16 protein-coding genes are annotated in these 19,894 nt (G+C 42.6%); 14 read left to right on the forward strand and 2 right to left on the reverse strand.

Features of this window, described 5'->3' with window-relative positions:
• The first annotated feature begins 55 nt into the window (after nt 1–55).
• From HDC33_RS00385 to HDC33_RS00395, 3 genes are all read left to right on the forward strand, one after another.
• Nucleotides 56–283, forward strand: a complete 228-nt coding sequence (locus tag HDC33_RS00385) for a sulfurtransferase TusA family protein (RefSeq protein WP_179390566.1) — start codon at nt 56–58, stop codon at nt 281–283.
• Between the two features lie 63 nt (nt 284–346).
• The gene (locus HDC33_RS00390; RefSeq protein ID WP_179390567.1) at nt 347–1,120 is read left to right on the forward strand and encodes a sulfite exporter TauE/SafE family protein; all 774 of its coding nucleotides are present in this window, start codon (nt 347–349) and stop codon (nt 1,118–1,120) included.
• A gap of 350 nt (nt 1,121–1,470) precedes the next feature.
• Entirely contained in the window at nt 1,471–2,568 is a 1,098-nt protein-coding gene (locus HDC33_RS00395; RefSeq protein WP_179392559.1) for a DmpA family aminopeptidase, read from the forward strand.
• 257 nt (nt 2,569–2,825) lie between these two features.
• On the opposite strand, the gene HDC33_RS00400 is transcribed toward HDC33_RS00395, so the two are convergent.
• Nucleotides 2,826–4,235 (reverse strand): amino acid permease, encoded by a 1,410-nt coding sequence (locus HDC33_RS00400; protein ID WP_179390568.1) that lies wholly within the window; start codon nt 4,233–4,235, stop codon nt 2,826–2,828.
• A 353-nt stretch (nt 4,236–4,588) separates the two neighbouring features.
• Between HDC33_RS00400 and HDC33_RS00405 the strand changes: the two genes are divergently transcribed.
• The 9 genes from HDC33_RS00405 (at nt 4,589) to HDC33_RS00445 (ending at nt 14,952) form a co-directional block, all read left to right on the forward strand.
• On the forward strand, nt 4,589–5,812 hold the full coding sequence (locus HDC33_RS00405; RefSeq protein ID WP_179390569.1) for a M20 family metallopeptidase: 1,224 nt from the start codon (nt 4,589–4,591) through the stop codon (nt 5,810–5,812).
• Nucleotides 5,813–5,818: 6 nt separating this feature from the next.
• Nucleotides 5,819–6,928, forward strand: coding sequence for a tartrate dehydrogenase (locus HDC33_RS00410; protein ID WP_179390570.1), 1,110 nt, complete (start codon nt 5,819–5,821; stop codon nt 6,926–6,928).
• The gene (locus HDC33_RS00415) at nt 6,915–7,661 is read left to right on the forward strand and encodes an SDR family NAD(P)-dependent oxidoreductase (protein ID WP_179390571.1); all 747 of its coding nucleotides are present in this window, start codon (nt 6,915–6,917) and stop codon (nt 7,659–7,661) included. The genes HDC33_RS00410 and HDC33_RS00415 overlap by 14 nt, the downstream gene beginning before the upstream one ends.
• A gap of 22 nt (nt 7,662–7,683) precedes the next feature.
• Nucleotides 7,684–9,129, forward strand: a complete 1,446-nt coding sequence (locus HDC33_RS00420; RefSeq protein WP_179390572.1) for an aldehyde dehydrogenase family protein — start codon at nt 7,684–7,686, stop codon at nt 9,127–9,129.
• A gap of 80 nt (nt 9,130–9,209) precedes the next feature.
• Nucleotides 9,210–9,410: a DUF3311 domain-containing protein gene (locus HDC33_RS00425; protein ID WP_179390573.1), complete on the forward strand. Its 201-nt coding sequence runs from the start codon at nt 9,210–9,212 to the stop codon at nt 9,408–9,410.
• The gene (locus tag HDC33_RS00430; protein WP_179390574.1) at nt 9,407–10,885 is read left to right on the forward strand and encodes a sodium:solute symporter family protein; all 1,479 of its coding nucleotides are present in this window, start codon (nt 9,407–9,409) and stop codon (nt 10,883–10,885) included. The genes HDC33_RS00425 and HDC33_RS00430 overlap by 4 nt, the downstream gene beginning before the upstream one ends.
• Nucleotides 10,886–10,930: 45 nt before the next feature.
• Nucleotides 10,931–12,211, forward strand: coding sequence for a M20 family metallo-hydrolase (locus HDC33_RS00435; RefSeq protein ID WP_179390575.1), 1,281 nt, complete (start codon nt 10,931–10,933; stop codon nt 12,209–12,211).
• Nucleotides 12,212–12,270: 59 nt separating this feature from the next.
• Complete coding sequence (locus HDC33_RS00440) at nt 12,271–13,893, forward strand: amidohydrolase (RefSeq protein ID WP_179390576.1); 1,623 nt, start codon at nt 12,271–12,273, stop codon at nt 13,891–13,893.
• Nucleotides 13,894–13,908: 15 nt separating this feature from the next.
• Nucleotides 13,909–14,952, forward strand: a complete 1,044-nt coding sequence (locus tag HDC33_RS00445; RefSeq protein ID WP_179390577.1) for a C45 family autoproteolytic acyltransferase/hydrolase — start codon at nt 13,909–13,911, stop codon at nt 14,950–14,952.
• A gap of 36 nt (nt 14,953–14,988) precedes the next feature.
• On the opposite strand, the gene HDC33_RS00450 is transcribed toward HDC33_RS00445, so the two are convergent.
• Nucleotides 14,989–16,644, reverse strand: coding sequence for a PucR family transcriptional regulator (locus tag HDC33_RS00450; RefSeq protein ID WP_179390578.1), 1,656 nt, complete (start codon nt 16,642–16,644; stop codon nt 14,989–14,991).
• 149 nt (nt 16,645–16,793) lie between these two features.
• On the opposite strand from HDC33_RS00450, the gene HDC33_RS00455 reads away from it, so the two are divergent.
• The gene (locus tag HDC33_RS00455; protein WP_179390579.1) at nt 16,794–18,257 is read left to right on the forward strand and encodes a CoA-acylating methylmalonate-semialdehyde dehydrogenase; all 1,464 of its coding nucleotides are present in this window, start codon (nt 16,794–16,796) and stop codon (nt 18,255–18,257) included.
• Nucleotides 18,258–18,297: 40 nt separating this feature from the next.
• Nucleotides 18,298–19,659, forward strand: coding sequence for an aspartate aminotransferase family protein (locus tag HDC33_RS00460; protein WP_179390580.1), 1,362 nt, complete (start codon nt 18,298–18,300; stop codon nt 19,657–19,659).
• The last annotated feature ends 235 nt before the right edge of the window (nt 19,660–19,894 follow it).

Consider the following 19,894-nt stretch of genomic DNA (forward strand, 5'->3'; position numbering starts at 1 on the left):
TTTGAAGAAATTATTGCTTCAGTATATAAAATTAGAGAAAGAGGAGAGATTTTTTATGAACGCAAACAAAGTATTAGACGCAAAAGGATTGGCTTGTCCAATGCCGGTCGTACGTGCAAGAAAAGTGATGAAGGAAATGGAAACAGGAGAAGTATTGGAAATCCTCGCGACCGATAAAGGTTCCGTCGCGGATTTAGCCGCATGGTCGAAGTCCGGCGGGCATGACCTGCTTGAACAAAAAGAAGAAGGCGGCATCTTTACGTTTAGGATTCAAAAAGGCTAATGCGAAATGGAAGGGTGTCTGTTTACTAGATACCTCTTCTCCTTTTGGAAGGAGGGAAAAATAGTGGATTTCGCGTTTATTGCCACCATATTTTTAATTGGATTTGTCGGCTCGTTTGTTTCTGGAATGGTCGGCATCGGCGGAGCAATCATTAATTATCCGATATTGTTATATATACCGCCCCTTATTGGAGTGGCCGCTTTTTCAGCCCATGAAGTATCGGGAATTAGCGTTATTCAAGTGCTATTCGCAACGATTTCGGGAGTATGGGCTTATCGTAAGAGTGGTTTCATTAATAAAACCCTAGTTCTATACATGGGTACGAGTATAATCCTTGGGAGCTTTATTGGTGGCTTGGGGTCAAAGGGGATGTCCGAGGAATCGGTGAACATTGTCTATGCGGTATTAGCAACGCTTGCAGCGATCGTGATGTTCGTCCCTAAAAAGAAAGTGGATGACGTTCCTGCTGACCAATTGGTATTCAATAAATGGATGGCGGCAGTACTTTCATTCATTGTTGGAATCGGGGCAGGGATTGTAGGAGCGGGAGGCGCATTTATTCTCGTACCCATTATGTTAGTTATCCTGAAGATTCCAACGCGGATAACGATTGCGACATCACTCGCGATTACGTTAATATCTTCAATCGGTTCAGCCATCGGAAAAATTGCGACCGATCAAGTGCTGTATGGACCTGCTGCTATCATGATTGTTGCAAGTGTTTTAGCAGCCCCTCTTGGAGCGAAAATCGGTCAGAAGATGAATACGAAAGTATTGCAATGGCTATTAGCGTTTCTTATTTTTGGGACTGCTATTAAAATATGGATGGATTTTTAGAAAGCAATAAAGTTGGGAAATCGGGTATCGCTCATTCCATGGCGATACCCGATTTTTTTTACGACTATATATATACAAGGTGTCACTGTTGATTGGAGAGGAAAGCGTGCGCCTGGAGCGGAAATCAACATGATCTAGCTTTCATCATGAAACAAACAATTATATTTACAAGGGAAAACCTTAACTATATAAGAAAGGTAACCTCTGACCTTAAATAGTACCGACAAAAACTTGAATCAATCGATATGTACGAATTGTTTAATGGGTATTGAAAAATGAAGTATAGTGATTACGAAGATGATAGTTGAAAGCAAGAACAGAAATCGGGGAAATAATAGGTATTGGAAAGGATGATTCAGATGCGGGCACGCGATATAGGGTTGGAATTTGAAGGAGAAACGGGATTCTTTAATGCAATCACTGACGTTCCGGGAGTTGCCGTTGGGTATTCAACAATTGTTGAAGGGGAAGGTCCATTGGTAGTAGGGGAAGGCCCAATCCGCACTGGAGTAACTGCCATTTTGCCGCGCGGTAAACAAAATGAAATGAAACCGATCTGGGCTGGAACATTTTCTTTCAATGGCAATGGTGAAATGACAGGAACCCATTGGATAAACGACGGCGGGTATTTTTTAAGCCCAATATGCATTACAAATACTCATTCGGTCGGCACGGTCCACCAGACGGTCGTGAAGTGGATGATAGATAATTATAAGGATCAATTCTTAACTGAACATTTATGGGCGATGCCTGTCGTTGCTGAAACTTATGACGGTGTTTTAAATGATATTAACGGCATGCATGTTAAGGAAGAGCATGTTTTGGCTGCACTGCAATCTGCTCAATCGGGTGAGTTGAAGGAGGGGAATGTTGGCGGCGGAACGGGTATGATTTGTTACGGATTTAAAGGGGGTACCGGAACTTCTTCACGTAAACTCCATATCGACGGGGAAGAATATCACATCGGCGTGCTCGTGCAAGCAAACTACGGAAAAAGGGATTGGTTAAAAATATCAGGCGTCCCAGTTGGAAAATACTTGACTGAGAATACATTGCTCACAAAGGAGATGGGTTCAATCATTGTAATCATCGGGACTGATATCCCGATGTTGCCTCATCAACTGAAACGCCTTGCCAAACGCGCTTCCATTGGAATTGGAAGAAGTGGTAGTCCCGGGGGGAACGATTCTGGCGATATATTCCTCGCATTTTCAACCGCAAATGAAATGTCTATTCAACAAAAGGAAGTACCGATTTTAAATATGAAATCTACTAACGATCAACAATTCGACCCGATTTATGAACAGACTTGTCATGCGATTGATGAAGCGATTATTAACTCTATGATTGCGGCAGAAAGTATGACGGCACTTAAACCAAGCGGGAAAATTGTCGAGGCTATTAACCATGAAAAACTTATGGAAGTGATGAAGAGGTATAACCGTTAATGAGTAATCTGCGAAGAGGAATACGAAGGTGTTGAACTCGATATATCGAACAAATGAATATTAATATTAACTAAGCGAAGGCGCCTTTTAAGGGGTAGCCGAAGCCCTAAGACTAGTCGCGCAGCAGCGAATTCAATGGTATTTTTTATTTCAACCTAATTCATGTTTTTTATATCTGGTACGACCTTTATGGCTGAAAACTGTAATGAAAAGAACATCCGGAATCGCTCAAATGAGAGACTCCGGATGTTCTTTTTTTAGCGAAGCGTCCTGGAAGATGCTTGAATAATACCCTTCTTCAATTCACCGACAACGTCTTTCTTTCGAGCAAAGATGAAATAAGAAGCGACGGTCACCCCTGCAATCAGCAATGTAAGCACTGCCTGTACACGTAATGATTCAATGATAAGCATGGCAACATAGATTCCCGCGATGACGAAAATGGTCGCATACGTCAAGTAAGGGAATAGCCACATTCTAATTTGAAGTGCCTCAGGGTTTTCCCGTTCAAGTCTTCTTCGCATTTGCAGATGCGAAAACGCGATGACAAGGTACACCAAAAGGGCAACTGCTCCTGAAGAATTAATTAGAAACAAAAATATCTTGTCTGGAGAAGTATAACTAAAAATGACCGCGATATAGGAAAAGAGCGTGCTGAATAAAATCGCACGTATAGGAACGCCTTTCTTGCTTAATTTCAAAAATGCTTTCGGCGCATCGCCTTTTTGCGCCATTCCAAACAACATGCGCGAGTTTGCATATAATGCTGAATTCAAGCAAGAGAGAACCGCGGTTAAGACAACAAAGTTCATAATCTGGGCTGCGGCAGGTATTCCAACATAATCAAGAACCGCAACGAACGGACTGACAAGCAGGCTAGTGGAATTCCAAGGCAACAAAGTGACCACAAGCGCGATAGAACCGATATAGAAGATTAGAATCCTCCAGATGACACTGTTTGTCGCAATCCGGACCGCTTTTGCCGGATGATCTGATTCGCCGGCAGCAATCGTGACAATTTCAGTACCCATGAAGGAAAAGATGACTACGGTAATTCCCAATAAGACCGAACCAAACCCAGTCGGCATGAATCCGCCTGCCCCTAATAGATTCACCGTTCCGGGAGCATCTACGCCTGGATACCATCCGAAAAGCACACAAAGCCCAAGAACGAGGAACAAACCGATACTAACGACTTTAATGAGGGAAAACCAATACTCGAATTCCCCGAATGACTTCACCGAAAAAAGATTCGTAAGTGTTAACAAAACGGTTAGGATCAATGCCATTAACCAAAGCGGGAATTCCGGAATCCAGTATTGCATAATTGCTGCACCGGCAATTGCTTCTATCGCAATAACGACAACCCAGAAAAACCAATACAACCATCCAATTGTGAAGCCTGCCCACGGTCCGATCGATTCGGTAGCATAGGTGGAAAAAGAGCCACTTGTTGGATGGGCAGCTGCCATCTCGCCAAGCATCCGCATAACCAAGACGACAATTGTACCTGCAAATGCGTAAGATAGAATCGCGCCAGGTCCCGAGGCGTTGATAACTGCGCCACTTCCGATAAACAGACCGGCTCCAATAACACCCGCAATTGAAATCATGCTGATGTGCCGGATTTTCAAATCTGGATTTAACTGTCCTTGCTGATTAGACATCTACATTCCTCCTCTGTGAAAATAGTAAGCCCCCACGAAGTGTAAGCGTTTTCAAATATAGGTGACTGAATATTCAACCCGATAGATATATCAATCATACAATAATTTAGCTGAATTATAGTAGACAGGTTGTAAAAAAATATGAAGAATACTTATACAATTCGTTAAATATATCGATGTTTTTTACTAGTTAGGCAATATGTCTAAACTTTAACATGAAGTGCTCACACTTTGTCTAGTTCAATGAAAACGGTTACTTACTAGAATTAGTATAGAATATTTAAAAGAGTTAATTTAATTGTAAGCCATTATTGTTATTGTTTTCATCAATGGCTAACGGGGAGGAACATTATATGAAAGTAAAGGTTGAAAACAAGACTTATATTCGTGATCGAGAGGCCGTAATTAACTTAACCTCGGAACTTGTACGCATACCCAGTGTTTATAGGGAAAATACCCTGGATGGAAATGAAACAAAAGTGGCGATGCATGTTGCCGCTTATTTAAGAAAAATTGGGATTGAAACACATATGGAAGAGGTTGTTCCAGGTAGACCGAACGTCATCGGCATTGTCGACTCCGGAAAACCTGGTAAAACACTTCTATTCGAAGGTCACACCGATGTGGTGACTGAAGGGGATAGGGATGCATGGGTTTACGACCCTTTTAGTGCGCATATTGAGAACGGACGGATGTACGGTCGAGGGACGAATGATACAAAGGGGAATTTGGCGTGCATGATTACAGCTGTTCATTCACTTCTTCAGGATAAAGAAGAGTTCTCCGGGAAAATCATCTTATGCATACCTGTTGATGAGGAAGGTATGATGAGCGGCATTAAGCACTTCATTCAACAAGGGTGGGCAGATGGGGTAGATGGTGCAATCATTTGCGAACCTGAAGAGAATAATGTCTGTATTGCGCAACGAGGGGCTATGCGAATAAGAGTGGACGTGTATGGGAAGATGGCGCACGGAGCAATATCTTGGAGCGGCATAAACCCGAATTGGCGCATGGCGAGGCTCATAGTGGAACTGGAAAAGTTGGAGAAAGAAGAGCAAAAAAGATTGGGCGAAGATCCCTATTTGAAATGGCCTTCGATTACGCCGACAATTTTACAAGCCCCGGTAAAAGGTGATGCACAAATTAACGTTATACCGGATCACTGCATGATGACGCTTGATATTCGAACGGTTCCCAGTCAAAATCATGATGAATTATTGGAGAAAATAAATTCCATTATTCAGAAGCTTAAAGAAGATGACCAGGATTTTAAAGTGGAACTGACGATTTTGGATAACCGTCCTTCTACAATTACAGCAACTGATGATCCTGTCGTACAAGCAATTTATGGCGCAGTGGAATCAGTCACAGGTGATACGCCCATTTATAATGGAGTTCCTGGGGCGACAGATGGAACGTTTCTTCATATGCATGGTATCCCGATTGTGACAATTGGTGCCGGAGACAGAGATATCCCACACCAAATCAATGAATATGTAGATATTGAAGAACTGGCAGTTACTACGGCTATTTACAGGGATGCAGCTTTACGCTTTCTGAATGGCAAGGAGTGATAAAATATGACAGAATTTACTATTGCAATTATTCCAGGGGATGGAATCGGTATTGAAGTTATGGAAGAAGCCTTAAAAGTGTTGAAGGTACTAGAAGAGCACGAACAAGATTTCGTTCTAACTATGGAGGAATTTCCATGGAACTCGGACTACTATGTTGCTAACGGAAGGATGATGCCTGAAAACGGACTGGAAACGTTACAGGCTTTTGATGCGATATTATTCGGAGCCATCGGGGATGCGCGTGTTCCGGATGACGTCACAGTGTGGGAATTAATCATGCCAATCCGAAAGCGATTTCAACAATATGTAAACTTCAGACCGGTTAAATCGTTACCAGGAATTAAATCACCGCTTGCCTCTGGAGATGACATCGACTTTGTCATATTCCGTGAAAATGCGGAAGGGGAGTATTCTGATAGCGGTGGGCGCATGTTTGATTCGCAAGCATCCGAGCTCGCCATTCAAAATACGGTTATGACACGTGGAGGAATTGAGAGAATAGCAATCGCTGCATGTGACTATGCGGTAAAAAACGGCAAGAAAAAGTTGACGAGTGCGACAAAGTCAAACGCTGTCATCCATGCGATGAAACTATGGGACGAGCATGTAAAGCGGGTTGTTGCTGAAGGTTACCCTGGGTTGGAACTTGAATCAGCCTACATCGATGCACTTGTGGCGTACTTCGTCCAACGACCGCAAACATTTGAGGTTGTCGTCGCATCCAACCTTTTTGGAGACATTCTGTCGGATCTTGGTTCCGGAATCGTAGGCGGGCTGGGTCTTTCTCCTTCGGCCAATATTAATCCGGAAAAAAAGTACCCCTCGATGTTTGAACCAGTTCATGGGTCTGCACCGGATATCGCTGGAAAAGGGATAGCGAATCCGATAGCTCAAATATGGTCAGCTGCTTTGCTGTTAGAGCATTTAGGAAGAGAAGATCTTTCAATTATCATCATCAAGGCGATTGAAAAAGTACTTATTGAAGGGGAAGTAAAGACGGCTGATATCGGCGGGAGTGCAACAACAAAACAAATGGGTTCAGCAATTGCAGAGAAAATAAAAGAACAGTATGTTACTGGGGAAATGGGGAGTTTAATGCATGAAACTAACTAACAAAGTAATCATAGTGACAGGTGCTGGCGGTGGGATGGGCAAAGCTATTGCCTTGCAGCTAGTAGAACGGGGTGCATTTGTCGTTGGAATTGATATATCAGTGGAGTCGCTGTCAGATATTCAGCAAGATAATTTTGAAGCCAAGGTGGCCGACGTATTAGATGAACAAAAAATTTCGGAACTATTTTCGGAAATTAGTAATACGCACGGAAAAATCGACGGGTTAGTCAATGCGTTGGGTATTGCGCAATCTCAAACTCCAATCGAGGAGGTTTCTTTAGAGCAATGGCACCGCCTTCTGAATGTGAATGCAACAAGTTTATTCATTACATGCAAAGAGGCAGTTAAATATATGAAACCGAAACGTCAAGGCTCAATTATTACAATTGCTTCTATTTCAGCAGTAAGGCCGCGACCGGGTCTACAATCATATATCGCGTCAAAAGGAGCAGCGGAAAGTTTTTCAAGGGCTATGGCCATCGAATTAGCGCCGTATTCAATACGGGTCAACACAATCCATCCCGGTCCCGCGGATACAAATATGCTGGGACAATTCGCCGAGGAAAACGCGGACGTCACTGCAATGAAAGATGCAGTGTTCAAGCAAAGTGTTCCGTTAGGCGAGCTGATTCAACCGGATGATATAGCGGGAGCTGTCGTCTATTTATTATCAGACGGTGCGAAAATGGTGACTGGCGCGACATTGAACGTCGATGGTGGAAGAGGACTGTAATAAATAGGAGGCAGTGAGTAATATGAAACGGATTCCAATGCTTATTGATGGAGAGTGGATTGGTGACGATAGCCATGAGTGGATGCCGATTTTTAATCCATCAAATGGAACGCAAATTGCTGAAATCGTTAAAGGAAATCAAAGCCATGTAGATGCAGCGGTTGCTGCCGCACAAATAGCGTTCGAAAGTGATGAGTGGAAAAAAGTGAAGACTTTCGAACGTGGGCAATTACTTGTGAGTTTTGCGAGTTATATTAGGGAAAACGCAGAACAATGGAGTGAGTGGGAGTGTGAAGATGTCGGAAAGCCGATGTCTCAAGCACGTTCGGATGTTGAAGCTGCCGCCAGGTATTTCGAGTTCTATGGTGGTGCGGCAGATAAAGTGATGGGGGAGACGATTCCGATTGAGGAAGGGATTTTAAACGCAACTGTTCTTGAGCCTCTTGGCGTAACAGCTCATATCATTCCATGGAATTACCCGCTTCAAATCATTTCCAGAAGTGTAGCTGCTGCAATTGCGACAGGAAATGCAGTCATCGTCAAATCTGCGGAAGATACACCATTGACTGCTCATGCGATTGCAGAGTGGTTTGCTGCAAGTGATTTACCTAAAGGGATCTTCCAACATATAACGGGGTTAGGTGTGGATGTCGGAGGTCCTTTATCGGCACATCCCGACATCGATCATGTAACATTCACTGGGTCTGTGAATACAGGAATTGCGGTAATGAAAGCGGCCGCGAATAATGTGGTATCCGTTACCCTCGAACTTGGTGGTAAGTCCCCAAATATTGTATTTGCTGATGCATCTGAAGAGAAAGCGTTGGAAGGGGTCGTTAAAGCGATAATTCAAAATGCTGGTCAAACATGTTCCGCGGGTTCGAGGCTATTAATAGAAGAGTCATACAAGGAACATTTTTTATGTAGGTTAGTAGAAAAATTCAGTGAGTTGACAATCGGCCCTGGAAATGAAGATAAGGATATCGGACCGATTTTGAATAAAAGACAATATGACCAAATTATGAACCGGATTGAAGAAGCTAAAAAATCAGGCGAAATTGTGGTTGGTGGAAAAGCAGTATCCATTGCAGGAGCTGAAGATGGCCTTTACATTGAACCTACAATAATAGATGGATTATCCCCCTCTTGCCCGGTAGCCCAAGAAGAGATATTTGGACCGGTATTAAGCGTGTTTACTTTCAAAGATACGGAAGAAGCTATTCAATTGGCCAATGGAACTGACTATGGTCTAGTTACGGGAATTTGGACACAAAATATTGACGTTGCGCATTATGTGGCCTCAAAAGTGAAATCGGGTCAAGTTTTTATTAACAATTACGGAGCAGCGGGTGGAATCCAAATGCCGTTCGGTGGTTATAAAAAGAGCGGAATTGGAAGGGAAAAAGGATTCGTAGCATTAAGAAACTATACACAGATAAAGAATATAGCAGTAAAATTTGGTGTTTGATGGAGAATATTCAGGGGAGCTACAATTAGTGATTTTTCGTAAATTGATTTAGCTTTTTGAAAAAAGTGAGGGGGAGCGATATGAAGTATATTAAATTATTAATCGCAGTACCATTTATCGGCTTTTTGGGGTTGCTGCCATGGGCGAATCGAATCGAGCCATACATCCTTGGAATGCCATTTTTGTTGTTTTGGCTAGTTTTGTGGATGGTGATTTCGCCTTTACTCTTAACCATTGTTTATAAGTTTGATCCAGATAATAAGGAAGGTGAGACAGAGTGAATATATCATTAATCATTATTAGTCTATTTCTTCTTTTAGCTCTTTCTATCGGGATATTATCAACAAGAGGAAAAAAGATGAGCATGGAAGAATGGACAGTTGGAGGACGAGGGTTCGGAACGCTGTTCATTTTCTTTCTAATTGCGGGAGAAGTATATACGACCTTTACTTTTCTCGGTGGTAGCGGATGGACATTTACTAGAGGGGCTGCCGTTTATTATGTACCCGCTTACATCTTCCTTGCTTATGTATTATCGTATTGGTTCGTTCCGAAAATTTGGAAGTATTGTAAGGATAACAATCTCATATCACAACCGGACTTCTTTGCTTCTAAATACAAGAGCACCGCTTTAGGAATCTTAGTTGCGATTGTGGGTTGTGTAGCCCTAATTCCATACATCGTTATTCAATTTAAAGGGCTCGGCATCATTGTCTCACAAGCATCATACGGTACAATAACTCCCGTTATGGCAAGTTGTATCGGAGCGGCCGTTGTTGCAACATATGTGATGGTTTCTGGTATCCATGGTTCAGCATGGACAGCGATTATAAAAGATTTCATGATATTAATCGTCGTTATTTTTCTTGGTTTGTACATCCCTTTTCATTACTTTGGGGGAATCAAGCCCATGTTCGAGGCAGTTGAATTGGTAAAACCTGAGCTTCTGACGTTGCCGGATGCCGGGTTCAGTAATTCGTGGTTTACTTCAACTGTTATTTTCAACGCTATCGGATTTTATATTCTTCCGACCTCTTTTATGGTGATATTATCAGCGAAAAGTGCAAAAGGTTTGCGGAAAAATGCAATCACATTGCCTTTGTATACGATTCTACTACTATTCATTTTCTTTGTCGGATTCGCTGCTATTACTGTAATTCCGGAACTTGAAGCGGCGCAGGGGGATCTTGCCCTTCTTATGCTGGCGATCAAGACGTTTGACCCTTGGATTGTCGGGATTATTGGAGCAGCTGGTCTATTAACTGCTTTAGTTCCATGTTCCGTCATGCTCATGTCGAGTGCTGCAGGTCTAACGCAAAATATGTATAAAGTCATCGTTCCGACAGCTTCAGATAAACATCTGTTGACTGTTTCTAAACTGTTTATTGTACTGATTTCCCTGATCGCTTTATATTTCACAATAACAGGTGGCGAAGCGATGGCCATTTTGAATATTATGTCCTACAGCCTTATTGTTCAATTGGCTCCGGCCCTTTTCCTAAGTCTTCAAAAGAACAACATGATTACAAAACAAGGGGCATTCACAGGAATTGTTACGGGAGTAGTCGTTGTTTTGATTATGACATTGAAAGGCCTTGGAATTGGAGATTTATTACCGCATGTTCCCCAATGGGTACAAGATATAAATGGATCATTTGTAGCTTTGATCATGAATATTCTGGTGATGTTTTTCGTTAGTTTAGCTTCAAAAGTATTCGTATCGGTAAAACAGCCGGAATATGAAGATGTGAGATGAAAATCCGATACTATTATTTGAAAAACGAAAGGAGAAAATGTGTAGATGCTTACGATAAACGCTGAAAGACTAAATGGGAGAATTAAAGAACTTGCTGAAATTGGGAAAATTGGGGATACAGGTGTTTGCAGGCTTGCCCATTCATCCGAAGATAAAGAAGCCGTGTTAAAGGTTAAGAAGTGGATGGAGGAAGTCGGTCTCGCGGCAAGGATTGATAACTTTGGAAACCTGATTGGTAGATTGGAAGGGAAGGAACCTGGTGCGCCAGCGCTCATGATAGGCTCGCATATTGATTCACAACCGTATGGAGGTAGGTTTGACGGCGCTATCGGCGTCCTTGGCGCACTTGAAGTAATACAGACACTGCAAGAGCAAAAAATAACGCCTTTACTACCGATTGAATTGGCTGCATTTTCCGATGAAGAGGGAAGCCGATTTAACAAAGGATTATTCGGAGTAAGAGGCATTTTGGGTAGATTGGAAGAGGGAGAAGTAGACAGGAAAGACAAAAATGGTATCACCAGAAGAGATGCGTTAATCGAATTCGGTTGTGATCCGGATAAATTCAAGGAGTCTGAATACGATCCTTCCCAAATAGCTGCGTTTTTAGAACTTCATATTGAACAAGGGCCGGTCCTGGAGGCGAAAGGTGAGGCTATCGGTATCGTTACGGGAATTTCAGGTCCATTATGGCTTACGGTGGAGTTGACAGGTCTTGCAGGACATGCCGGTTCGGTTCCAATGCCGATGCGGCAAGATGCACTTGTCGGCGCAGCGAAAGTGATCGTCAAGCTTAATGATCTTGCAAAAGAAATTCCGGGGGCGCCTACGGTTAGTACGGTCGGCAGTTTGCAGGTTTTCCCGGATTCCAGAAATATCATTCCGGAAAAAGTAACCTTTACAGTGGATCTGCGGGACATAGATGAACAGCGTAGGGATGAAATTGAAAAAGATTTCCGACAAGAAATTGATAAAATTGCGACAGAAAACGGGCTGACTTGCACCATTTCAGAAGATACAAGAAATGAACCGCGTTTTTGCAGCGATAAGATCATGAGCGTTTTGAGAACAGAGAGTAAGGAAATGGGGATGAATCCTCCTGAGCTAATGAGCGGACCATTCCACGATTCACTTGCAATGTCCTATGTGTGCGATTATGGAATGATTTTCGTCCGGTCAAAAGAGGGCATCAGTCATAATCCGAAAGAATATTCAGCACCGGAAGATATCGCACTTGGTACCGAACTGCTATATAAGGCGGTCGCCAAAATCAGTTCTAATCCGACTGTTTTAACGGAGGAAGTGAAGGTTTCCGTAGAAGGGTAATAGTTTACTGGGTTGGTTAATCAAACAAAATGAGAAATAACAGTTAGGATGATGATTTTATGGATAAGAGATACTTATTTGTAGACGGTGAAGTGATAACGGTAAACAACGAAAATCAAGTGGTCGAAGCGGTAGCAGTACAGGGAAGCCGTATAATTGCGGTTGGGAGTACAGAAGATATTTTGCAACTGCAAGATGATCATAGCGAAGTAATCGATTTAAACGGTCGTACTCTAATGCCAGGAATTATTGATTCTCATCTTCATATTACGATGTACGGAACGAATGAGCTTTCCGTCTCCTGTAAAAATGACTCCATAACCTCAATACAAGATTTACTACAGCTATTGAAAGAACAAGCAGCGATGACACCAAGTGGGGAATGGATTAGAGCCTGGGGGTATCATGATCAAAAAATAGCAGACAAGCGCTTCCCGACAAAAGAAGAGCTCGATTCCGTTTCCACAGATCATCCAATAATTGTAATCCGTGCATGCAGTCATATATCTGCTGTTAACAGTTATGCACTCCGCTGCGCATCAATCGATAAAAACACACCTAATCCGGAAGGTGGAATTATTGAACGAGATGGAGATGGTGAAGCGACGGGGCTCCTTCTGGAAAACGCCCATATGCAAATGTTTCAAGTAGCGGCATTCTCCAAAGATGAAATCGGTGAGGCTCATGCTGTTGCGTCAGAGCATTTTTCAAAAGCCGGAATCACCTCTATCCATGACGCCTCGGGATATGGAACTTCCAATTTGCGAGCTCTTCAGCAAGACTCTGCAAAAGGAATTATTAAGCAAAGAGTATATGCAATGGGGGGCGCGCTAAGTAAATCGGAGAATGTTGTAAAGGCGCTTCTTAACTCTGGAATAGTGACAGGCCTTGGGAATGATCGGTTTAAAATCGGTCCTGTGAAAGTTTTTCTGGACGGCAGCAGTAGCGGTCCGACAATCTGGACAAGAGAGCCATATACTAGTGATTCCTCAGACTTCGGGGTCCATTACTTCGAACAGGAACAGTTAGAGGAATTGTTTATCCCGGCACATGAGCAAGGGTGGCAAATTACGGCCCATGCACAAGGCGATGCGGCTATTAATATGTTGTTAACTTGTATTGAAAAAGCGAACAAATTGTATCCCCGAAAAGACGCACGACACCGTATTGAACATGCAGGGATCGCCGCTCCAGACCTAATTGAAAGGATGAAAATACAAGGGGTCATACCGACTCCGAATCCCGCATTTTTACATGAATACGGAGATGGCTATTGTGTGAGCTATGGAAAGAGAGCCGAGCAAATGTATCCGCTGGCAAGTTACTTGGAGGCAGGGGTTCCTGCAGCTATAGCTTCCGATTGCCCAGTCACGGATTTTTCACCAATGCGTGGAATCCATAGCGCACTCACAAGACTATCACAGAACGGAAAAGTGATTGGGGAAAAAGAAACGATTTCATTACTGGATGCAATTCGCATGTATACCATTAATGGGGCATATGCTTCGTTCAGTGAAAATGAGACAGGGTCAATCGAACCGGGGAAACTAGCGGATTTAATCATTTTAGATCAATCGATAATACAGTCAAAAGTCGAGGGAATTCCATTTGTGCAAGTGGAGTTTACGATGATTGATGGTGAAGTTGTTTATGAGAGACTGCCGGAAAAAGCAAACTCTTGATAGGGATGTGAAGCCTTGAAAACGATTGAACTACACGGAACATCTTTTAGTATTGGATTGAAACACGGTGTGCAAGGAAAGAAAGAAGTTCATCGCAGTTTGGAAACGTATGAGCAACTATTTAAGGGGTATGCCTCATTGTCATGGAAAAAAGCAAAGGAAAAAGCACTTTTGCACTTCAATGCAATTGAAGCCTATCGTCCAGAATACCTTGATGAAATGGAAGGTATTGCACGGGGAGCGGGTGTGGAATTTGAGGATATACTTACATTGAATGCTAGAAGTGAAATTGCACTGACAAATTCCCCGGATGGCTGTACCTCATTGGCCATAACCGAGCCGAGAAGTTCAAAAACATGGTTAGCACAAAATTGGGATTGGAAAGGGGAGCAAACCGATTCCCTTTTATTTTTAAAAATCGAGCAGCCAAATAAACCTAACATTGAAATGGTTACAGAAGGCGGCATTATCGGGAAAATTGGTTGTAATGATTCAGGGATTGGGGTTTGCTTGAATGCACTGTTGACCCGCACTTGCGAGGCGAAAGTCCCGATCCATCTTGGATTACGGGCGGTGTTAGATTCGTATACTTTTGAAGAGGCATTATCGTCAGTCGATCATAACCAAATGGCGTCCCCTGCTCACTTTTTAATCGCTTCAAAAGAGAAGAAGATGATGAGTGTTGAGGTATCTCCAATCTATACCGCAAAAATCGGCCCGAAAGATGGAGTACTCCTACACACGAATCATATTTGTGAACTTGCAATGCGAAATGAAGTTTTTGATAGCCCTCATGATGATTCATATCAACGCCTAAAAGTAATCGATAAGCTTGTAAATTCCCTAGACTGCGATCCAGACGCCGATGACATCTTTTCTTTATTAGCCGATCATGACAATTACCCTGACTCCATATGTCGCCATGGAAATCCAAGTAAATTAACGCATGAAAATATGGAAACCGTTTTTAGTATTGTTATGGATTTAACGAGTAATAAGGTTGCACTGATTTTGGGGAATCCTTGTTTGAGTAAAAAGGCGGGCACTACAATATACTGATGAATTTATATTCAAGAGAAGAAAAGCCACTTTGCTTCAGGGAGCAAATGAGGCTTTCTTTTCTTCTACTGTATTGTTTCCCAAAAGATCATGCGCTTTAATGGCGATTTCTAAGGCAAGGCGATTCGCAGGTTCCATGAAATCATCGCCAAGAAGTTGTTGAAGTTTTTCTATACGATGATATAGAGTCTGCCGGACGACGAAAAGACGTTCCGCCGCTTCTTTCTTGGACCCCATATGCTCTAAATAAATAGAAAGCGTTTCTAAAAGGTCGCTTTCTGTTTTTTCGTCGTAGTCGATTAGCGGCCCCAAGTGATCATGAATATAAGTTTCAAGATATCCGTTCTTTTTTAAAGGGAGGAGAATTCGATAGACCCCCAAATCTTCATAAAAATACGATTTCAAGGAGGTCGCCTCAAGCAGTTTCAGGACCTCGCCAGCTTCTTGATAGCCCCTTGTAACATCTGAAATATCCTTATAGACTGTACTGATGCCAAACGTGCATTTTGTACCGTCAATAAATTCATTTTCATTCGTTTCCATAATACTTTCAATAATTTGATGGAATCGTCCCGTTTCCACTTTTAAATGGTCTGCAGCTATAAAAGATGCGATAATCGCTATTTCGCTTCTTTTCGAAGATACAGCTGGAAAGAAACCGTGGTGTTTAAAAAGGGAACGGATGATCATCGACCTTTGCAGTTTGATTTCATCCCAGTCGTTTTCACTCCAATTCATTTCAGAGTTATTCATCTGTATTCGAAAAACCCTGTAATGGAGATTTCTACTGGCGGATGGTAAAAAGGTTTGTAAATCGTCAATTTCATAATGTTGTCCATTCAATAGATTTCGAACAAATTCGTCTTCCAAGTTCTGTTTTCGTTCTTCAATAGTTCGATTTCTTAACAAAATTTGTGCAATCGCTAACGCTGCACGATCTAATACAAGGAAGAAAAATTCATCGGGAAGGGATTCCTTCACTTGTAGACACAGATTTCCCCATACTTGACCAAGCCCTCTGACAGGCATGAGTGCAAAAGTTTTATTGTCGATAGTAAAAAGCCTTTTTTCTGGATTATTCGATTTAGAGGAATCTAAATAGTTCCGAATAGATCCTTCCAATTCTTTCGTTTCTGCAGGGTAATAATAAGGTTTTACACTATCGGTGATAAATAAAACACTCTGTTGGAAGTAGTGATACAGTTCTTTTAGGATTTTTAATATACCGTTTGAGGAAAGGGAAAGCTCTATGAATTCCCGTGATAACTTATCCAATTGAGAAAGCATTTTGTGATGTTGATTGACGATTAGTGTATGGAGATCCTGGGTAATGTCCACGAACTTAACGACTTTCTCAAAAACGATGATTGGAAAGTCATGTTCATCTGCCAATTTGATAAGTTCAATTGGAACTTTCATAAAATAGGAACCCATTTCAATACAGATGCAAGCCGCGCCTTTTTCGATTAACTTTTTGACATACATAAGCTGGGTAGGTAAGTCCAATTGTAAGCCGACACCTGTCGTAAGAATCAGCTCTCCCCCGTTAATCAGTGATTCAAACTCTTTTACTTCTAATATGTGTGACCATCTAACTTTCCGGTCCAGCCCTTCTTTTCCGGCAATAACTTTCGCGTATTTAAACAAATCCCTTTCCAGAATATCTTTAACCGTCAATTTTAATTCATTCAACTTCAAAGCACCTCCACAACGTTAAACTAATTGTCCAATGATTAGACAAAGTGTAAATTGAAACTAGTCTAAATTATTTGTAAAGTATATTATGAAGTCTAACGAAAATAGCATCAACTAGCAAGGGAAATAGAATAGGAGGAATACAAATGACAGTCACAGAAGTGAAAAAGAAAACGCTTTCAAATTTCATCAATGGACAATGGGTAAAATCAACGACAGATAAATATGAAGAGGTACCGAATCCTGCGACGGGAGAAATCCTAGCGGAAGTTCCCATTTCTACGCTTGAAGATTTGGATATAGCGGTAGAGGCAGCAAAAACGGCATTTGCAAAATGGAAGAAGGTTGCTGTGCCACAACGTTCAAGAATCCTATTTAAATATCAGCAATTGTTAATAGAGAACTGGGAAGCACTCGCAAGGATCATAACGATTGAAAACGGCAAAAATTATGCTGAAGCTTATGGTGAAGTGCAGCGCGGCATTGAGTGTGTCGAGTTTGCCGCAGGTGCGCCTACATTAATGATGGGTCATCAGCTTCCTGATATCGCGACGAATATTGAATCGGGCATGTACCGCTATCCGATTGGGGTCATTGGTGGAATTACACCATTCAACTTCCCGATGATGGTGCCCTGCTGGATGTTCCCTCTAGCCATTGCGAGTGGAAATACGTTCATTCTAAAACCGTCAGAGCGGACCCCTCTTCTGGCAAACCGTCTTGCAGAATTGCTGCATGAAGCAGGGTTGCCTGATGGTGTATTCAATGTGGTACACGGCGCCCATGATGTCGTGAACGGTATTCTTAATCATCCAGATATTCCGGCGGTATCGTTTGTAGGTTCCCAGCCAGTCGCTGAGTACGTCTACAAAACGGGAACTTCGAATGGCAAGCGTGTTCAAGCATTAGCAGGCGCTAAAAACCATACAATTGTCATGCCGGATGCGGATATGGATTTGACTGTCACGAATATTATTAATGCGGCTTTTGGATCTGCAGGGGAGAGATGTATGGCTTGTGCGGTCGTCGTTGCAGTCGGCGATGTTGCGGATGAATTAGTCGAAAGATTAGTAGATGAGTCCAATAAAATGACAATTGGTAATGGGTTGGAAGAAGGTATATTCCTTGGGCCTGTCATTCGGGATTCGCATAAAGACAAAACACTTGGTTACATCGAATCGGGCATTGAAGAAGGCGCTAAACTGTTACGTGATGGTCGCGATGATAAGTCCACTTCTGAAGGCGGTTATTTTGTCGGGCCGACGATTTTCGATAATGTTACTCAAGAAATGAAGATTTGGAAGGAAGAAATTTTTGCTCCTGTATTGTCTATTGTTCGAGTGGCTACATTAGAGGAAGCGATTGAGCTTGCGAACAAATCGGAGTTTGCAAACGGTGCTTGTTTGTTCACTGACAGCGCGAAGGCGATTCGCCAGTTTAGAGAAGAAATCGATGCAGGAATGCTTGGCGTTAATCTTGGTGTTCCAGCTCCAATGGCATTCTTCCCGTTCTCCGGCTACAAAAAGTCGTTTTACGGCGATCTTCACGCGAATGGCCGCGATGGAATTGAATTTTACACAAGGAAGAAAATGTTGACGGCACGTCACTAATGTAAGAATTTGATTGTGAAAATAGAAGGGAGTAGAGGAAATGACTATAGCAAAAGAAACTACAAAGTCATTAGTTGAAAAGGACCGGGAAAACGTTTGGCACCATATTTCTGCCTATAATGAAAAAAGCCCCCCAATGGTAGTAGAGAGTGGGGAAGGTGCTTGGATTACAGACCATAATGGAAACCGTTACCTTGATGCAATGTCCGGACTTTGGTGTGTGAACGTCGGGTACGGTCGTGAGGAATTGGCGAAAGCCGCATATGAACAGATGAAAAAGTTGGCCTATGTGCCGATGACACAAAGCCATGAACCGGCAATTGAATTGGCTGAGAAGTTGAATGAAATGCTCGGCAATGATTACAAAATCTTTTATTCCAACAGTGGATCCGATGCTAATGAAGTAGCGTTTAAACTTGCGCGTCAATACCACCAACAGAACGGGGAACCATCCCGATTCAAATTCATTTCCCGCTACCGGGCCTACCATGGTAGTTCAATGGGGGCAATGGCAGCGACAGGACAGGCACTGCGGAAATACAAGTATGAACCGCTTGCGCCGGGATTCTTGCACATTGCACCACCGGATAATTATCGCAGACCTGCGGGGCAGTCCGTTGAAGAATACAACATACAGCGCGCCCAAGAGTTTGAAGAGAAAATCATTTGGGAACAGAAGGAAACAATTGCCGGGATTATTATGGAACCGCTCATTACAGGAGGGGGTATCCTGATTCCGCATCCGGTCTATTTGGAAAAGGTTCAGGAAATCTGTAATCGCCATGGGGTCCTTCTGATTATTGATGAAGTTATTTGCGGATTCGGACGTACCGGAAAAACATTTGGGCATCAGCACTTTAATTTGAAGCCGGATATTATTACGATGGCGAAGGGGCTGACGAGTGCTTACTTGCCACTATCAGTAACAGCCATTCGAAAAGATATTTATGAAAAGTTTGATACAGGTGAAGATAACAGCCACTTCCGTCACGTCAATACTTTCGGCGGGAATCCAGCGGCATGCGCAGTCGCGTTGAAGAATCTTGAAATCATTGAGAGAGAAAATCTTGTCGAACGGTCGGCTGAGCTTGGCGAGCGTCTTCTGAAAGAGTTGGCAAGCTTGAAGAATCATCCGTTTGTTGGCGATATCCGCGGGCTCGGATTCCTATTGGGTATCGAGCTTGTTGAGAATAAGGAAACGAAAGAGCCCGCTACCAACGCCCGCGTCGCAAAGATTATCGGGGAATGCAAAGCGAATGGACTTATCATCGGAAGGAACGGCGATACAGTTGCTGGCTTTAATAATATCCTGGCGCTGAGCCCGCCGCTGTCTTGTACCGATGAAGACCTTGATTTCATTATTGCGGTCATGAAGAAAGTGTTTAAGGAAAACGAAGCTTGATATATATGTTGAACAAATGTATACCTATGTAAACTAAGCGAAGGCGCTTTACTGGGGTAGCCGAAGCCGTAAGCAGCGGTCAGGCTTATGACGAGAGGCATCCTCAAAGCGCTGAAGCGCATTTGAAGAGATTTTATATTTAAATATTTTTTAGAGTAAAACAGGCAAATGCCCCTAGTACCATACTAGGGGCATTTGCCTGTTTTATAGGAAATGAAATTCACTTCAATTAGAA

This window comes from Sporosarcina sp. JAI121 (assembly GCF_013408665.1).
In the GTDB taxonomy this organism is placed as follows: domain Bacteria; phylum Bacillota; class Bacilli; order Bacillales_A; family Planococcaceae; genus Sporosarcina.

Bases quoted from the DNA above. Each gene is read 5' to 3' on its own strand.
- HDC33_RS00385 (WP_179390566.1), top strand. From the start codon at position 56: ATGAACGCAAACAAAGTATTAGACGCAAAAGGATTGGCTTGTCCAATG.
- HDC33_RS00395 (WP_179392559.1), top strand. From the start codon at position 1,471: ATGATTCAGATGCGGGCACGCGATATAGGGTTGGAATTTGAAGGAGAA.
- HDC33_RS00400 (WP_179390568.1), bottom strand. From the start codon at position 4,235: ATGTCTAATCAGCAAGGACAGTTAAATCCAGATTTGAAAATCCGGCAC.
- HDC33_RS00405 (WP_179390569.1), top strand. From the start codon at position 4,589: ATGAAAGTAAAGGTTGAAAACAAGACTTATATTCGTGATCGAGAGGCC.
- HDC33_RS00410 (WP_179390570.1), top strand. From the start codon at position 5,819: ATGACAGAATTTACTATTGCAATTATTCCAGGGGATGGAATCGGTATT.
- HDC33_RS00415 (WP_179390571.1), top strand. From the start codon at position 6,915: ATGAAACTAACTAACAAAGTAATCATAGTGACAGGTGCTGGCGGTGGG.
- HDC33_RS00420 (WP_179390572.1), top strand. From the start codon at position 7,684: ATGAAACGGATTCCAATGCTTATTGATGGAGAGTGGATTGGTGACGAT.
- HDC33_RS00425 (WP_179390573.1), top strand. From the start codon at position 9,210: ATGAAGTATATTAAATTATTAATCGCAGTACCATTTATCGGCTTTTTG.
- HDC33_RS00435 (WP_179390575.1), top strand. From the start codon at position 10,931: ATGCTTACGATAAACGCTGAAAGACTAAATGGGAGAATTAAAGAACTT.
- HDC33_RS00440 (WP_179390576.1), top strand. From the start codon at position 12,271: ATGGATAAGAGATACTTATTTGTAGACGGTGAAGTGATAACGGTAAAC.
- HDC33_RS00455 (WP_179390579.1), top strand. From the start codon at position 16,794: ATGACAGTCACAGAAGTGAAAAAGAAAACGCTTTCAAATTTCATCAAT.
- HDC33_RS00460 (WP_179390580.1), top strand. From the start codon at position 18,298: ATGACTATAGCAAAAGAAACTACAAAGTCATTAGTTGAAAAGGACCGG.